This is a genomic window from Cryobacterium sp. Hh38 (assembly GCF_004403235.1).
Lineage (GTDB): Bacteria > Actinomycetota > Actinomycetes > Actinomycetales > Microbacteriaceae > Cryobacterium > Cryobacterium levicorallinum.
Genome location: NZ_SOHD01000029.1, coordinates 95,080 through 111,315, shown reverse-complemented (window position 1 = coordinate 111,315; position 16,236 = coordinate 95,080). Strand labels below are relative to the sequence as shown.

Below are 16,236 nucleotides of genomic sequence, written 5' to 3'. Positions count from 1 at the left end.
ATGGAGAGCAGGAAATCATGAGTATCGGACTAGGAATCTTTCTGCTGGTCGTCGGCGCCATTCTGGTCTGGGCCCTCGACGTGACCGTCACCGGCATTGATCTGACGCTCGTCGGCTACATTCTGCTCGCGGCCGGAGCGCTGGTGACGATCCTCGGCATCGTGTTGATGACCCGCCGCCGCAACAGCGTGAGCACCACCCGCACAATCGCCGACCCGGCGAACGGCGAGCAGGTCACCCGTCGCGAGAACTCGATCGACGACCTGTAGCTCGGCCCCAGCACGCGAAAGCGGGTGAAGTGTTGCTTCAGCACTCGCGAAACAACGCTTCACCCGCTTTCGCGGGCTTTAGCGGGCCCGGCGCAGCGACAGCAGCGCCACGACGGCCGCTCCGAGCACCAGCGCGACGCCGATCCAGGCGGTCAGGCCCACACCGCTGTCGAAGGCGTGTCGGGCCGACTCGAGCAGCTGCTCCCCGGCCGCGGGCGAAAGATGACGAGCCACGGACACCGCCCCGCCGAGAGTCTCCCCCGCCGCCAGCCGGTCGGCCGCGCTCAGGCCGTCCGGCAACAGTACCGCCGCCCGGTAGGACACGGTGAGGATGGTGCCGAGTACGGCCGTTCCGAGCACCGCTCCCAGTTCGTAGGCTGTTTCAGACACAGCGGATGCCGCCCCTGCCTTGTCGGCCGGCGCGGTCGCCACGATGAGCTCGTTCGAGACGGTTTCGGCCGCGCCGATTCCGATGCCGAGCAGCACGAAGGCGACGCCGATCCAGAACGCATCGATTGCACCGCCGCGCAGCGCGATCGACGCGAATCCAGCCACCGACACCAGCAGCGCCACGGGCACCACCCGCGACGGCCGTACCCGGCGTGCAATCGGCACGATCAGCAGTCCGGCCACGATCATCGCGGCCAGGCCGGGAACGAGCACCAGCCCAGCGTTCAACGGCGACAACCCGAGCACGAGTTGCAGGTGCTGCGAGATGAAGAACAGGCAGCCGACCAGCGCCGTGACACTGAGCAAGTTGACGCCGACCGCGCCGCTGAAAGCGCCGCGTCGAAACAGCCCCATGTCGAGCATGGGGTTCGGCACATGCAGCTGTCGACGCACGAACCAGACGCCGAGCCCCAGTCCGAGCGCGATCGGGGCGACCGTGATCCAGGTCACGCCGTGCTCGGCGATGCTCTTGATGCCGTAGACGATCGGCAGCATGGTGCCGAGTGAGAGGGCAATACTGAGCAGGTCGATGCGCCCCGGGTGCGGATCCCGCGATTCGGTCACCAGAATTGGCGCCAGCACGAGCAGCGGCAGCAGAACGGGAACGGCGATCAGAAAGACCGAGCCCCAGGCGAAGTGCTCGAGCAGAATGCCGCCGACCACCGGGCCAAGGGCGCTGCCAGCCGCAAAGCCGGTGGCCCAAATCGCGATAGCGAGGCGACGCTGGTCGCGGTCGACGAAGGTGGAACGCAGCAGCGACAGAGTCGACGGCATGAGCATGGCGCCGAAGAATCCGAGGGCGGCGCGGGCGATGATGAGCCCCTCGATGCTCGGGGCGAAGGCCGCGAACACCGAGACCACACCGAAGCCGGCCGAACCGATCATCAGCAGGCGGCGACGTCCGATGCGGTCGCCCAGGCTGCCCATTGCCACGAGCAGGCCGGCGAGCACGAGCGGGTAGATGTCGACCATCCAGAGCAGCTGCACCCCGGTCGGCCGAGTCGCCTCCGAGATGGCGGGGAGCGCAAAGTTGAGCACTGTGTTGTCGATCGACACCAGCAGCACCGGAAGCATCAGCACCGCGAGCGCCCACCATCGTCGGCGATCGTGCACGACTGTCAGAGCGGACACGGCGCCGCGCGCCTGCGGGGTCGCGCTGCTCAGGGCGGTGCTGGTCAGGTCAAGGGGCTTGGTGGGAACAACAGGGGCAGACACGATCTCAACACTCTCTGGGTAGTTTTTGCGACCGCTCCTTCAGCGGCACAAGGTTTACTGTACCGGCTGGACGGTATAGTTGTCCAGCGTGAAGCCCGCCCATTTCGGTACCATGGGCCAATGTCGAATAAAGTGCCAGCATCATCCGTTCCTACCCGGGATCGTCTGCTCGATGCCTTCGAGGAGTTGCTGGTCGAGGGCGGAGAGCGCTCGGCAACGCTGGATGCCGTCGCGGCGGCCGCTGCGGTCTCCAAGGGCGGACTGCTTTATCACTTCAGCTCGAAAGGCGCCCTGATCGAGGGAATGCTGGCCCGTCTCGATGCGCTCGCGAATGAGGATGCCGAGAACATCCGCACGGCCCCGGCCGGCCCGGTCGACTACCTCATTCGAACCTCGGTGCACACCGGCAGCCCGCTCGACCGCGCCTACATCGCTGGCTCCCGCCTCGCCCAGGGTCGCGATCCACGGGCCATGCAGGTGCTCGGCGACATTCGGCGGCGCTGGCTCTCGGTCATCGAAGACGCTGTCCACGACCCGGATACCGCCGAGGCGATCATGCTCATTAGCGACGGACTCTACGTCAACAGTTCGCTGGCCGAACACGAACTGGCGCCGCAGGAGCACACCGCCGAGTCCATGACCCGGCTGATCACCCTGATCGGCCGGATCCTGTCGCAGACCTGAACCGGATATCCCGCAGCCCACGCCGCGCGGGGTCGTAAAACGTCCTAAACCAACCCCGGCAGTACGATTTGCGATCCTTCGGACTCACTTCGCGCGTCGGAGTCGTTTAACAGCGGATGCGAGTGGGCGCCGGCCTTGCCTCTGCCCACTCGCATCCGTTTTGAAGAGAGCTAGTCGGTGAGGACGATCTCCACCATGATCTCGGCTTCGATGGCCGCGCGAACAGAGGCCAGCAGACCGGCCGGAACCTCGGAGTCGACGGTCAGAACGCTGAGAGCCTTGCCGCCGGCCACGTGGCGGGCGATCTGCATGCCGGCGATGTTAATGGTGGCGTTACCGAATTCGCGGCCATACACGGCGACGATTCCGGGGCGGTCGGTGTAAAGCATGACGATAAGGTTCTTGGCGAACGGAACCTCGACGTCGTAACCGTTGATCTCGACGATCTTCTCGATCTGCTTGGTGCCGGTAAGGGTACCCGAGACGGAGACCTGCGAACCATCGGCAAGGGCTCCGCGCAGGGTGATCACGTTGCGATACTCGGGCGATTCAGCGTCGGTGAGCATGCGCACGGTGACACCGCGCTGATCGGCCAACAGCGGCGCGTTGACGTAGGAGACGGTTTCGCTGACCACGTTGGTGAAGATGCCCTTGAGCGCGGCGAGCTTGAGCACGCTGACGTCGTACTCGACGAGTTCGCCGCGCACCTCGATGTCGACGCTCGTGAGCGGGCTGTGGGCGGCGAGACCGGAGAAGACCTGGCCGAGCTTTTCGACCAGCGGGATGCCGGGACGCACGTAGGGATCGATGACGCCACCGGCGACGTTGACCGCGTCGGGCACGAGCTCGCCCGACAGTGCGAGGCACACGGACTTGGCGACGGAGACGCCGGCCTTCTCCTGCGCCTCGTCGGTCGACGCACCGAGGTGCGGCGTGGTGATGATGTTGTCGAGGCCGAGCAGCGGCGAGCCGGTCGGCGGTTCACTGACGAACACGTCGAGGCCGGCGCCGGCGATGGTGCCGGCGACGAGGGCTTCGTGCAGTGCGTCTTCGTCGATGAGTCCGCCGCGGGCGACGTTGACGACGAACGCGGTCGGCTTCATGAGCTTGAGCTGGGCTGCACCGATCATTCCGGTGGTCTCCGGCGTCTTCGGCATGTGAATCGTGACGAAGTCGGACTGCGCGAGCAGTTCATCGAGGGTGACCGGGGTCACGCCGAGCTGCTGGGCGCGCGCCGAGGTGATGTAGGGGTCGTAGGCGATGACGTTGGTGCCGAAGGCCTGCATGCGCGCGGTGATCAGGGCGCCGATGCGGCCGAGACCGATGATGCCGATGGTCTTTTCGTACAGCTCGGTGCCGGTGTACTTGGAGCGCTTCCACTGACCGTCGGCGAGAGCGCCGGAGGCGGCGGGGATGTGACGGGCGAGGCTCAGGATGTGCCCGACGGTCAGCTCAGCGGCCGAGATGATGTTGGAGGTGGGAGCGTTGACGACCATGACGCCGGCCGCGGTGGCCGCCTTAATATCAACGTTGTCCAGGCCGACGCCCGCACGAGCGATGACCTTCAGGAACGGAGCGGCCTGAATCGCTTCGGCATCCATTTTGGTGGCGGAGCGCACCAGAACGGCCTGCGCGGTGGCGAGCTCGGCGAACAGCGCGGAGCGATCCGTGCCGTCTACCTGGTGAATGTCAAAGTCGGGCCCGAGAGCATCGACGGTGGCGGGGGAAAGTTCTTCGGCGATCAGGACGACGGGCTTCGACAATAAAATCGGATCCTTAGATTGCGGGTGTTGGTGGCAGGGCAATAGGCGCCACTCTTTTTCCACCCTACCGGCTGCACAATAGAGCCATGAGCAGCGACGTAATAGACGGACTCCAACTGGCCCTGCGGGTTATTCTCGCGGTGGTCTTCATCGGCGCCGGGATCATCCATTTTCTGCCCTCGGTGCAGCGCACCATGGCGGCGATGATTCCGCCGCGACTGCGCACGGCGGGCTGGACCAACCCGACCAACCTCGTACTGTTCACCGGGCTGTGCGAGCTGGCCGGCGGCTTCGGGTTGCTGTATCCCCCGACTATGCTGCTAGCTGCTGGGGCTCTCGTGCTGTTTCTGGCGGCGGTGTTTCCGGCTAACGCCTATGCCGCCCGGCACAAGAAACGATTCGGGCGGATCGCGATTCCGTTCGTTCCCCGACTCATCGCCCAACTGGTGCTGATGGCTCTGATCGTGGTCGCCGTGATCTAGTCAGGCGATCAGCCGACCGAGGCCGAACACCGTGGCGATGTCGAGCGACAGGGCAGCAACAGCACAGAGTCCGACGAGCAGGGTCAGCGCCTGCACTCCGAAGGCCCGGTTGCGGCCGAGCCAGAAGGCCAGGGCGTAGACCAGCACCGGCAGGAGTACCGCAAAGATCAGCACGGCCCAGCCGAAGCCGCTCAGCTGGGTGTCGAGGGACTGCGCCTGCAAATTCAGACCGACCAGGTTGCCGATGGCTTCCCAGACGTCGTAGGCGTAGAACAGCCCGATGAACAGTGCGATGGTCAGCAGGATCCAGCGCGGCGGGCGGCGACGGTGCACGGTATTCGTACCAACGGTGCCGGTGGGCTCGAGGTCGCTCATCCGGGGAGCCCCGATCCGAGCAGGAAGGGCACGGGAATCAAAACGACCGCGCCGATCAGCAACCAGACCCAGCGTGCGCGCGGCTGGCTCAGGGTGAGCCAGAAGGTCGCCCCAAACCAGATCACGGGTGCCGCCACGGCCAACCAACCGCCGAGGGAGGTCATAAAATCGGCGACGGGATCGCCCGAAGTGAGAACCGTCGAACGCGCGAGACGGGACACGCCAATGAACCAGCCGATCGAGTAGAGCAGGTACATTCCGGCGAGGATGCCCATGCCCACCAGGGCGGCCGAGCTCGCGGCCGCGCCATCCGATTCGGTCTTCTCGGCATCCGCTGCGATGTCGGTGGGGGCAGCATCCTTTTTGGGGGTGGTCCACCCCTCCGGCAGGCTGGTCGTCTCTGGCGCGGCCCGACCGGTTCCCCCGGGAGCCAACGTCGGGTCGTCGTCACCGGCCCAGTTCAGCGCATCGTCGTCGCGTGTCGCATTCATTTTTCCAGAGTATCCGGTTGCCGCCGAAGCTACCCGAACAGCGGCTTCAGAGCGGTGACCAGTTGTTGCACGCCCAACACGATGAAGAGCAGCGCGCAGATGCCCAGCGCACCGTTGGTGAACCACTTATTGCGCCATTCCCGCGGGATGCGCTTGCCGTTCAACAGTCCCAGCAGGGTGATGGCGAGAAACGGCATGAACAGTGAGCCAAGTACGCCGTAGGCCAGAATGAGGCCGATCGGTGAGCCGAGCAAAAACAGGATCATGGGCGGAAAGGTGAGCCATAACAGGTAGAACTTGAAGTATTTGCCACCGACGAGGGTGTCGGGGTGGCCGGACTTCTTACCGCGCATATTGCCCCAGAAGTCGGCGAACATGAGGCTCACGCCGTTCCACACACCGATGATCGATGAGAACGATGCCGCCCAGAAGCCCACCAGAAATCCGGTACCGACGACGACGCCGTACTTCTCGTTGAGCACCGTGGAGAGGTCGAGCAGTCCCTTGTCCCCCGCGCTCAGGGTGATACCGGCAGCGGCGACCACCTCGGCGCCGACGATGAGCATGGCGACGACGAAGATGCCGGTCATGACGTAGGCCATGCGGTTGTCGATGCGCATGACTTTCATCCAGCGCGGAGTGGACCAACCCTTTTCGCGCAGCCAGTAGCCGTAGGCGGCGAGGGTGATGGTGCCGCCGACACCGCCGGCCAAAGCGAGCGTGTAAAGCACTCCCCCCTCAGGAATGATCGGCACGAGGCCGGTGAGCATGGCCGGAAAGTCGGGCACGGCGATGACGGCGAGGCCGACGACGGTGATGAACATGATGCCGACGAGCACTGCTGTGACCTTCTCGAAGAAGGCGTAGCGGCCGAACCAGACCATGGTCAGACCGGCGAGACCCATGAGAACGGCCCAGACCGGCAGCGGAAAGACTGGAAACAGTGCGGCGAGGGGCAGGGCAGCGGAGGACATGGCTGTGGCCCCGTAGACGAATCCCCACAACATAATGTACGGCCCGAAGTACCAAGTGGTCCACTTGCCGAGGGACCGCCAGCCCTCGAAGATGGTCATGCCGGTAGCGAGGGTGTACCGGCCGGCGCCCTCGACCAGCACGATCTTAAGGATCACGCCGAGAATGACCGCCCAGAGCAGGGCGTAGCCGTATCGGGATCCGGCGACGAGGGTGGCAACCATGTCGGCGGCTCCGACGCCGGTCGCGGCCACGACCAGTCCGGGGCCAACGATCTTCCATTTGGGAAGCGGACCGTCGTCGAGGGGGGCAGGGGAGACCAGCTTGACGTCGCCGGTGTTGTTGCCTGAGGTCATGGTGGTACCGGCCTTACGCGAGTGGAAAGGAGGCCCCACAGGCCCCCGTTTTGCAGGACTTGCGGCGAAGCTGTGCATCGGTGCACAGGACCAGCGGAACCGGCCATGCGACCGGTGCATTCCTCGACTCTACCCATAATGGGGTAATCAACGGGTTTTCACACGGAGGTGAAGGCCACCGCCCGGTCGACTCCGTCATAGCCACCGGCCGGCGCTGCGAGACCGAAAAAAGCGGCCACCGTCGGTGCTACGTCCATCGTGCGCGCCGGGTCCGACAGGGTGATTCCGGTGCGCACGCGCGGGCTTCCACCGGAGATGAAGAACGGAATCGGCTCCGTCGTCGGATGCCCGTGATTGCCCGGAATCGGATTCGACAGCACGCCCGGATCAGAAAAACGCCAGCCCGCCCGGCAGTAGGCCACGAGGTTACCGGCGTTTGCGCCCAGTCGCAGCTCTGCCGGTTCATGCACCGCGAGCACCCCCTCGTGGGCCGTGACCAAAGCACGGACTTCGGCGAGTCCGGCAGCACGGCCGGCGTCGCTGCCCACCCAGTACACTAGGTCGGCGCCGCCGTTCTGACCGATGACGACCTGCTCGCGCAGTTCTGGGTGATCCTGCAAAATCAGATCAATCGAGATCAGGTTCGAGGGGATCGACCAATCCATCGAGTGGTCGGCGAGCACCATGATGACACTGCTCTCCCAGAGCCCGACAGTGACCAGGTGATCGACGAAACGACCGATCTGAGAGTCGCTCCGGGCAAGAGAGGCGGTGCGGGCGATCTTGACCGAAGAGCCGGTTTCGTCAGAATGCCCGAACCGGTCGATGTCGCCGAAGTTGGCGAAGACCAGGTCGGGGTCGGACGCCGTGACCATGGCGATGAGGGCGTCCATCGTGAACTGGTCGGGCGCGTGGCCGCTCACCGGTACGAGCGGCGCCGGCTCCCACCGGTAGGTCGCGCGTTCGCCGAATATTCCGAACAGGTACTCCTTGCTGAGCACCGATCCGGTGGTCAGGCCACCGGTTCGCAGCCGCTCCAGCACGGTCGGAAACCGCAAATCGCTCGGTCGGTCCAGGTTGCGCACAACACCTTCAGCACGGTCGTAGACGGCATTCGCCGGAACACCGGAGCGGTCCGGCCGGACGCCGGTCATCATCATGACGTGATTGGGGATGGTCTCCATGATGGGGAGCGACCGGGCCGCCGGAAAATTGACGCCCTGTGTACGCAGCGCGTGCAGGCGGGGTGTGAGCTCGGGCGTGATCTCGTCGGGGCGGCATCCGTCAATGACCAGCACGTACACCCGAGTACGGGCGGCGGGGGCTCTTGGGTCTGCAGCAGCGGATGTCGCGGCCCAGGCCGCTCCCGGCGCAGCGGACAGCACGACGGCAGCTCCGGCGCCCACGGCGATCTTGAGAAATGTCCGACGGTTGGCGATGCCGTCTGCTTGGCTCACCGCTGTCAGCGAATCGAGGCCGCTCACAACGCGGCCGTCACCGTCTGCGTACCGGCCGCGACCCGGAACGACGTCGACAGTGAACTCGTGGACGCCGGGCTGGTGCGCTCCGACAGCACGTACCAGTCCATCCGCACCGCTGCCGGTGTCACCTCGAGCACGGAGAAGCCGTGCGAGTCGAAGTCGAGGTATTTGACGTGCGGGTTCGCGGTCCGGAACGCGGTTTCAACGGCGAGGGACGCGGTGCGCGGCGGCACCCCGAGAATGTCGTCGAGATTGTCGCTGGTCACCGAGGTGCAGACCAGTTCGGTGGCGACGGAGGTGCCGGTTGTCGGGTAGGTCAGCGGGTCGGCCGGAATGTCGCAGGCCCAGCCGGAATGGATGTCCCCGGTGAGGAAGACGGTATCCGTGACGCCGTGGTCGCGCAGGTGACTGATCACACGACTGCGATCGGCGGCGTAGCCGTCCCACTGGTCGACGTTGTACGGCACGCCGTCGATCGTCGTGGTGCCAAGGAGGGCCTGCACTCCCCCGATCTCGGCGGTGGACAACGTCGACGGAAAGCGCACCGGCGCGATCATGACCGGGTTCCCCACCAGTTTCCACTGCGTGTCGGTTTGCGTGAACCCGTCGAGGAGCCAGTCCATTTGTGCGGTGCCGGTGATGGTGCGGTCGGGGCTGGAGATGTCGGCGCTGACCATGTTCGCGGCCTGCTCGCTGCGGTAGCTGCGCAGGTCGAGCATCGACACACTCGCCAGGTCGCCGAAGCCGAAGCGACGATAGAGCTGGCCGCCCACGTCGTAGCGCACCGGCATCCACTCGGCATAAGCCTGCTGGGACGCCTCCCGCCGCGCCTTCCAGGTGCCCTCGGCGCCCTCGGCGTGGTTTTCGGCGCCCTCCGACCAGGCATCGTTGGCGGATTCGTGGTCGTCCCAGGTGACGATGACGGGCACCGCGGCGTGCAGCGACTGCAGGTCGAGGTCGGATTTGTACTGCGCGTGCCGACGACGGTAGTGCTCGAGGGTGATCATTTCGGTCGTGGGGTCGTGTGGCCGCACGACCACGTCACGGGCCTGGTACTCACCGACGCCGTATTCGTAGAGGTAGTCCCCGAGGTGCAGCACGACGTCGAGGTCGCCGCGATCGGCGAGGTGGCGGTACGCGGTGAAGAAGCCCGCCTGCAGGTTGGCGCAGGACACGACACCGAGGCGCAGGCGATCGATGGCGACACCGGCGGCCGGGGCTGTCTTGGTGCGACCGACCGGGGAGGCGACTCCGCCGGACCTGAAGCGAAACCAGTAGATGGTGGACGGCCGCAGCCCGGTGGGTGTCGCCTTCACCGTGTGATCCCGGGCTGCACCGGTTATGGTCGTGCCCTTCGCTGCGACCCGCAAAAAGCCCGAGTCCTCGGCCACCTCCCAGGTCACCGAGACGTCGGGGCCCAGGCCCGACCCGGGTACGGTTTCGGTCATCGGAGTGACCCGAGTCCAGAGCAGGATGCCGTCGGGCAGCGGGTCTCCGGAGGCAACGCCGTGGTCGAATCGGGTGCCGGCGGACAGGACGGCGGCGTTCGAGCTGGCTGGCTGGCCGCCCACGGTCGCTGCTGCGGCGCCGGCAACAACGAAAACACCGGCCGAGAAGAGATCACGTCGAGAGAGAGTAGACATCACCCCAGTTTGGGGGCGACTGCCGAATACTTAGCAGTGAGATCATTCTGTTCACCGAGTGTTCAGCGCGGGCCGGCTGGTGTAAGTCAGGCCAGTCGACGGATTCCGGCGCTCACGCACCACGTCCACCCCAGAATACCCACGAGGGCCACGCGCTCCGCGAGCCCGACCACACCGGGCGCCCAGGCACTGGCGGCGACCACTGCGAGCAGACCGGTCAGGGTGAACGCCGCGAAAACTATCGCCCACGGCTGCACCCGCGGCATAACCCGGCGGATGCGCAACCAGGCCGTAAGTAGCAGGATGGCGATCAGGGCCGCGACGAAGCCGAAGGACGCTACGGCCAGGTGGATGGCGCCGACGGTGGTCGACGTCTGCAGGGTGCTCTCGTGGGACGCGCTGACATCGGTCGGAAAGAAAGCGAGCACGGCCGAGCTGGCTCCCCCAACAAGAAACAGCCCGAGGCCGGCGCCGAGCAGCAGGTCCCGACGCCGTGGGACCAGCAGCCTGGCCGCCAGCGCGATCGCCACTACGGCGGCGACGCAGAACACCGCTCGCCCGAGAAAATTGAGGTTCATGATCCAGCCGAACGGCCCGACCGCGAGGTTGCTCTCGGCGTCGCTGATCGGGCTGTAGTGCGGCGGCAGAAATTGCAGCGCCACGTCGATGAACACGTAGAGGCACACGCCGAGCATGGCCAGGGCCGACATGCGGTTGCGCCACACCGTTTGATTTTCGGTGCCCACGGCATCCGTTGTCATTCGTCTGCCCTTTCGACGCTCGTGCCGGGGAACGAAGAAGGGGCTCTCGCGAACGAGAACCCCTTCCTCAATCTAAGCGGATGCTTAGCGCGACACCGAACCGTCGGTGTAGTCGTCGTCGTTCGAGGCATTCCACGCGAAGAGCTTGCGCAGGCTGCGGCCGGTGGCCTCGATCGGGTGCTCTTCGCCCTTCTTGCGCAGGGCGAGAAACTCGACTCCGCCGTTGTCCTGGTCGGCGATGAAGCGCTCGGCGAACGCGCCGCTCTGGATGTCGGCGAGAACGGCCTTCATGTTCTCCTTGACGCTCGGGTCGATGACGCGCGGGCCGGAGACGTAGTCGCCGTACTCGGCGGTGTCGGAGACGCTCCAACGCTGCTTGGCGATGCCACCCTCCCACATGAGGTCGACGATGAGCTTGAGCTCGTGCAGCACCTCAAAGTACGCAACCTGCGGCTGGTAGCCGGCCTCGGTGAGAACCTCGAAGCCGTACTGGATCAGCTGTGAGGTACCGCCGCAGAGCACTGCCTGCTCGCCGAACAGGTCGGTTTCGGTTTCTTCGGTGAAGGTGGTCTTGATGCCGGCGGCGCGCAGGCCACCGATCGCCTTGGCGTAGCTGAGGGTGAGCGGCCAGGCGTTGCCCGAGGCGTCCTTCTCGACGGCGACGATCACGGGAACGCCGCGACCGGCTTCGAACTCGCGGCGCACGGTGTGGCCCGGACCCTTCGGGGCGACCATGACGACGTCAACGCCGTCGGGCGCCGTGATGTACCCGAAGCGGATGTTGAATCCGTGTCCGAAGACGAGGGCCTTACCGGCAGCCAGGTTCGGCAGCACGTCGTCCTTGTACAGGTGACGCTGCACCTGGTCGGGCGCGAGGATGACGATGACGTCGGCCCAGGCCGCGGCATCCGCTGTGGACAGCACGGTGAAGCCGGCTTCTTCGGCCTTGGCCTTGCTCTTGGAGCCGTCCTTCAGGCCGATCTTGACCTCGACGCCGGAGTCGCGCAGGTTCTGCGCGTGGGCGTGACCCTGCGAGCCGTAGCCGATGACGGCCACCTTCTTGCCCTGAATGATCGACAGGTCGGCGTCTTTGTCGTAGAAAATCTCAGACAATGTGTATTTCTCCTCGTGAATTGATTAGTAGAAAAAGTTGAAACCGTTAGTTTTTGAAGACGCGCTCGGTAATCGATTTGGAACCGCGGCCGATGGCGAGCATGCCCGACTGCGCAAGTTCACGAATTCCGAACGGCTCGAGAATGCGCAAGAACGCCTGGGTCTTGCCGGTGTCACCGGTGACCTCGATGACGAGGGCGTCGGCGGCGACGTCGACGACCCGGGCTCGGAACAGGGTGACCGCTTCGAGCACCTGCGACCGGGTCGTGTTGTCCACCTTGACCTTGATCAGGAGGTGTTCGCGCTGCACCGACTGGGTGGGGTCGAGTTCGACGATCTTGATCACATTGATCAGCTTGTTGAGCTGCTTCGTCACCTGCTCAAGCGGGATGTCCTCGACGTCAACCAGAATCGTGATGCGGGACAGCCCGGCGATCTCGCTGTGCCCCACGGCGAGGCTCTCAATATTGAAGCCCCGACGCGCGAACAGGCCAGCGACGCGTGTGAGCAGGCCGGGCTTGTCCTCGACGAGCAGGCTCAGAACGTGGCTCGTCACGGTTACTCGTCTCCCCAGGTGGGTGCATGGTCTTTGGCGTACTGAACGAAACTGTTACTGACTCCCTGCGGAACCATCGGCCACACCATGGCGCCGGGGCTCACAATGAAGTCGATGACGACGGGGCGGTCATTGGTGGCGAGGGCCAGTTTGATGGCGTCATCGACCTGGTCCTTGCTGGTGACCCGAATTCCGAGCGCACCATAGGCATCCGCCATCTTGATGAAGTCCGGAACCATGGCGGTGCCGTGACCGGTGTTCAGGTCGGTGAAGGAGTGCCGCCCGTCGTAAAACAGCGACTGCCACTGGCGCACCATGCCGAGGGAGGAGTTGTTGATGATCGCGACCTTGATCGGGATCTTGTTGATCGTGCAGGTGGCGAGTTCCTGGTTGGTCATCTGGAAGCAACCGTCGCCGTCGATCGACCAGACCACGCGGTCCGGCTCGGCGACCTTGGCGCCCATCGCCGCGGGAACCGAGTACCCCATAGTGCCGGCTCCGCCCGAGTTGAGCCAGGAATTGGGACGCTCGTACTTGATGTACTGCGCCGCCCACATCTGGTGCTGGCCAACGCCGGCCGCGTAGACCGCTTCCGGGCCGGTGAGCTCGCCGATTCGCTGGATCACGTACTGCGGGGCCAACAGGCCGTCGGTGGGCTCGGTGAAGCCGAGCGGGAACTCGTCTTTCAAGCCACGCAGGTAGGTCCACCACTCAGCGGTGTCGGGAACACCGGCGTCGGGGGCGGCGGCCTGAACCGCCTCCTGCCAGGCAACGATGAGATCGGCGATGACATCTTTGGCATCACCGACGATGGGTACATCGGCCAGACGAATCTTGGAGATTTCGGCCGGGTCGACGTCAACGTGCACGATCTTCGCATTCGGGGCGAATTCGCTGATCTTTCCGGTCACCCGGTCGTCGAAGCGTGCTCCGAACGAAATGATGAGGTCGCTCTCCTGCAGCGCGAGCACGGCGGGAACGGTGCCGTGCATGCCCGGCATTCCGAGGTGCTGCGGGTGCGAGTCGGGGAAGGCGCCACGTGCCATCAGGGTGGTCACGACCGGTGCGCCGGTCGTCTCGGCGAGCACGAGGAGCTCGGGTGAGGCCTTGGCCCGGATCACACCGCCGCCCACGTAGAGCACCGGCTTCTTGGCATTGAGCAGCAACTGGGCCGCAACCTGCACCTGCTTGCCGTGGGCCTTGACGATCGGCCGGTAACCAGGAAGGTCGAGCTTCGGCGGCCAGATGAACGGTGCCAAGTTCTGCTGCGCGTCCTTGGTGATGTCGACGAGCACCGGGCCGGGGCGTCCGGTCGAGGCGATGTGGTACGCCGAGGCGATGGCCGCCGGAATCTCCTCTGCCCGGCGAGCCAGGAAGGAGTGCTTGGTGATCGGCATCGTGATGCCGATGATGTCGGCCTCCTGGAAGGCATCCGTTCCCATGGACGTCGAGAAGACCTGGCCGGTGATCGCGAGCAGCGGGACCGAGTCCATGTAGGCGTCTGCAATGGCCGTGACCAGGTTGGTGGCACCCGGTCCGCTCGTGGCGATCGCCACGCCGACCCGGCCGGTTGCGGAGGCATAACCCTCGGCGGCATGACCGGCACCCTGTTCGTGGCGCACCAGAATGTGGCGGATCTTGGTTTGCGTCATCAGCTCGTCGTACAGCGGGATGACGGCGCCGCCGGGGATACCGAAAACGTCGGTAACACCGAGCAGCTCCAGGGTGCGAATGATCGCCCCAGAACCGGTGAGCATTTCCGGCTCCGCGGACGCGGGGGCCGAGGGCACAGGCGTGGTTTCCGTGGTCATGATCGTAGAATCCCTACTTTGAAATCGGTCTTGCGACATCTATCAGCGTGTCCCCACGGGGTGTGCCGGTGAGCCGGTGCGCAGCGTCAGCCGGTGATGGCGCCTTCGGCGGCGGAATGCACGAGCTTTGCGTACTTTGCCAGGACGCCCCGGGTATAGCGCGGGGGAAGAGGCGCCCAGCCGACTTGCCGGGCGGCCAGCTCAGCAGGTGCGACCAGTAGGTCAAGCGTGCGAGCTGCGATATCGACCCGTATCAGATCCCCATCGCGCACGAAGGCGATTGGACCTGCGTCCACCGCTTCGGGTGCTATGTGGCCGATGCACAGTCCGGTTGTGCCGCCTGAGAATCGACCGTCCGTTAATAGTAGTACATCGGAGCCGAGCCCAGCGCCCTTGATGGCGGCGGTGATCGAGAGCATTTCGCGCATTCCCGGCCCGCCCTTCGGGCCTTCGTAGCGGATGATGACGACGTCACCCTTGTAGATTTTCCCCTCGGTCAGGGCGTCCATCGCTGCGCGCTCTCGCTCGAACACCCGGGCGGGGCCTTCGAAGACGGCGGCGTCGAAGCCGGCGGTCTTCACCACAGCACCTTCGGGCGCGAAGCTGCCCTTGAGGATGGTAATGCCACCGCTCTTGTGGATCGGGTTGTCGAGGGTGCGCAGCACCTCACCGTCGAGGTCGGGTGGGTCGATCTCGGCGAGGTTCTCGGCGACGGTCTTGCCGGTCACGGTGAGCGCGTCGCCGTGGATCAGGCCGGCCTCGAGCAGCGCACGCATGACGACGGGCACGCCGCCCTGGCGGTCCACGTCGTTCATGACGTACTTGCCGAACGGCTTGAGGTCGCCGATGTGCGGAACCTTGTCGCCGATGCGGTTGAAGTCGTCGAGGGTCAGCTCGACCTCGGCCTCGCGGGCGATGGCGAGCAGGTGCAGCACGACGTTGGTGGAGCCGCCGAAGGCCATGGCCACGGCGATGGCGTTCTCGAATGCCTTGCGGGTGAGGATGTCGCGGGCGGTGATACCGAGGCGCAGCATGTTGACCACGGCCTCGCCCGAGCGGTGGGCGAAATAGTCACGGCGACGGTCAGCGGATGCCGGGCTTGCCGAGCCGGGCAGACTCATTCCGAGGGCTTCCGCGACACTGGCCATGGTGTTCGCGGTGTACATACCGCCGCAGGCGCCCTCGCCCGGAGCGAACGCGCACTCGATGCGCTTCGCATCCGCTTCACTCATGCGGCCGGCCTTGACGGCGCCGACGGCCTCGAACGCGTCGATGATGGTGATGTCTTTTTCGGTGCCGTCGGAAAGTTTGACCCAGCCCGGGGCGATCGATCCGGCGTAGAGGAACACGCTGGCGAGGTCGAGGCGGGCGGCGGCCATGAGCATGCCGGGCAGGGATTTGTCGCAACCGGCCAGCAGCACGCTGCCGTCGAGACGTTCGGCCTGCATGACGACCTCGACCGAGTCAGCGATGACCTCACGCGAGACGAGCGAGAAGTGCATGCCCTCGTGGCCCATCGAAATGCCGTCGCTGACCGAGATGGTGCCGAACTGCAGCGGGTAGCCGCCACCGGAGTGCACGCCTTCTTTGGCGGCCTGGGCGAGGCGGTCGAGCGAGAGGTTGCACGGCGTGATCTCGTTCCACGAACTCGCAATGCCGATCTGGGGCTTGTCCCAGTCGGCGTCGCCCATGCCGACGGCGCGAAGCATTCCACGAGATGTGGTGGCCTCGATTCCATCCGTGACGGCGCGGCTACGGGGTTTCACATCGATCTCAGACATGCCCCGAGTCTAGAACCTCAGGGCGCCCTCTAT

15 protein-coding genes are annotated in these 16,236 nt (G+C 65.3%); 3 read left to right on the top strand and 12 right to left on the bottom strand.

Annotation, left to right across the window (positions count from 1 at the left end):
* Positions 1-17 precede the first annotated feature (17 nt).
* The gene (locus E3T41_RS11005; RefSeq protein ID WP_092341415.1) at positions 18-269 is read left to right on the top strand and encodes a DUF6458 family protein; all 252 of its coding nucleotides are present in this window, start codon (positions 18-20) and stop codon (positions 267-269) included.
* Positions 270-347: 78 nt separating this feature from the next.
* Here the strand turns inward: E3T41_RS11005 and E3T41_RS11000 are convergent, their stop codons facing one another.
* Positions 348-1,850 (bottom strand): MFS transporter, encoded by a 1,503-nt coding sequence (locus tag E3T41_RS11000; RefSeq protein ID WP_241991141.1) that lies wholly within the window; start codon positions 1,848-1,850, stop codon positions 348-350.
* Positions 1,851-2,054: 204 nt separating this feature from the next.
* Between E3T41_RS11000 and E3T41_RS18765 the strand changes: the two genes are divergently transcribed.
* Positions 2,055-2,618, top strand: a complete 564-nt coding sequence (locus tag E3T41_RS18765; RefSeq protein WP_134478563.1) for a TetR/AcrR family transcriptional regulator — start codon at positions 2,055-2,057, stop codon at positions 2,616-2,618.
* 170 nt (positions 2,619-2,788) lie between these two features.
* Here the strand turns inward: E3T41_RS18765 and serA are convergent, their stop codons facing one another.
* Entirely contained in the window at positions 2,789-4,381 is a 1,593-nt protein-coding gene (gene serA, locus E3T41_RS10990) for a phosphoglycerate dehydrogenase (RefSeq protein ID WP_134478561.1), read from the bottom strand.
* Between the two features lie 86 nt (positions 4,382-4,467).
* Between serA and E3T41_RS10985 the strand changes: the two genes are divergently transcribed.
* Positions 4,468-4,863, top strand: coding sequence for a DoxX family membrane protein (locus tag E3T41_RS10985; RefSeq protein WP_092449276.1), 396 nt, complete (start codon positions 4,468-4,470; stop codon positions 4,861-4,863).
* Here E3T41_RS10985 and E3T41_RS10980 read toward each other — a convergent pair whose 3' ends face one another.
* From E3T41_RS10980 to ilvD, 10 genes are all read right to left on the bottom strand, one after another.
* Positions 4,864-5,238 (bottom strand): hypothetical protein, encoded by a 375-nt coding sequence (locus E3T41_RS10980; RefSeq protein WP_092449277.1) that lies wholly within the window; start codon positions 5,236-5,238, stop codon positions 4,864-4,866.
* The gene (locus E3T41_RS10975; RefSeq protein WP_134478559.1) at positions 5,235-5,729 is read right to left on the bottom strand and encodes a DNA polymerase III subunit gamma/tau; all 495 of its coding nucleotides are present in this window, start codon (positions 5,727-5,729) and stop codon (positions 5,235-5,237) included. Before E3T41_RS10975 ends, E3T41_RS10980 begins: the two co-directional genes overlap by 4 nt.
* 29 nt (positions 5,730-5,758) lie before the next feature.
* A complete protein-coding gene (locus E3T41_RS10970) occupies positions 5,759-7,057 on the bottom strand; it encodes an Nramp family divalent metal transporter (protein ID WP_092449279.1) in 1,299 nt (432 codons plus the stop codon).
* A gap of 158 nt (positions 7,058-7,215) precedes the next feature.
* Positions 7,216-8,514, bottom strand: a complete 1,299-nt coding sequence (locus E3T41_RS10965) for an alkaline phosphatase family protein (RefSeq protein WP_092449438.1) — start codon at positions 8,512-8,514, stop codon at positions 7,216-7,218.
* Positions 8,515-8,537: 23 nt separating this feature from the next.
* A complete protein-coding gene (locus E3T41_RS10960; RefSeq protein ID WP_134478557.1) occupies positions 8,538-10,181 on the bottom strand; it encodes an alkaline phosphatase in 1,644 nt (547 codons plus the stop codon).
* An 86-nt stretch (positions 10,182-10,267) separates the two neighbouring features.
* The gene (locus E3T41_RS10955) at positions 10,268-10,942 is read right to left on the bottom strand and encodes a DUF998 domain-containing protein (RefSeq protein WP_092449281.1); all 675 of its coding nucleotides are present in this window, start codon (positions 10,940-10,942) and stop codon (positions 10,268-10,270) included.
* A gap of 84 nt (positions 10,943-11,026) precedes the next feature.
* Positions 11,027-12,055 (bottom strand): ketol-acid reductoisomerase, encoded by a 1,029-nt coding sequence (ilvC, locus tag E3T41_RS10950; RefSeq protein WP_092449282.1) that lies wholly within the window; start codon positions 12,053-12,055, stop codon positions 11,027-11,029.
* A gap of 46 nt (positions 12,056-12,101) precedes the next feature.
* Complete coding sequence (gene ilvN, locus E3T41_RS10945; RefSeq protein WP_092449283.1) at positions 12,102-12,611, bottom strand: acetolactate synthase small subunit; 510 nt, start codon at positions 12,609-12,611, stop codon at positions 12,102-12,104.
* Between the two features lie 2 nt (positions 12,612-12,613).
* Positions 12,614-14,422, bottom strand: a complete 1,809-nt coding sequence (locus tag E3T41_RS10940; protein WP_092449284.1) for an acetolactate synthase large subunit — start codon at positions 14,420-14,422, stop codon at positions 12,614-12,616.
* An 86-nt stretch (positions 14,423-14,508) separates the two neighbouring features.
* The gene (gene ilvD / locus E3T41_RS10935; RefSeq protein ID WP_104132618.1) at positions 14,509-16,203 is read right to left on the bottom strand and encodes a dihydroxy-acid dehydratase; all 1,695 of its coding nucleotides are present in this window, start codon (positions 16,201-16,203) and stop codon (positions 14,509-14,511) included.
* Positions 16,204-16,236: the final 33 nt, after the last annotated feature.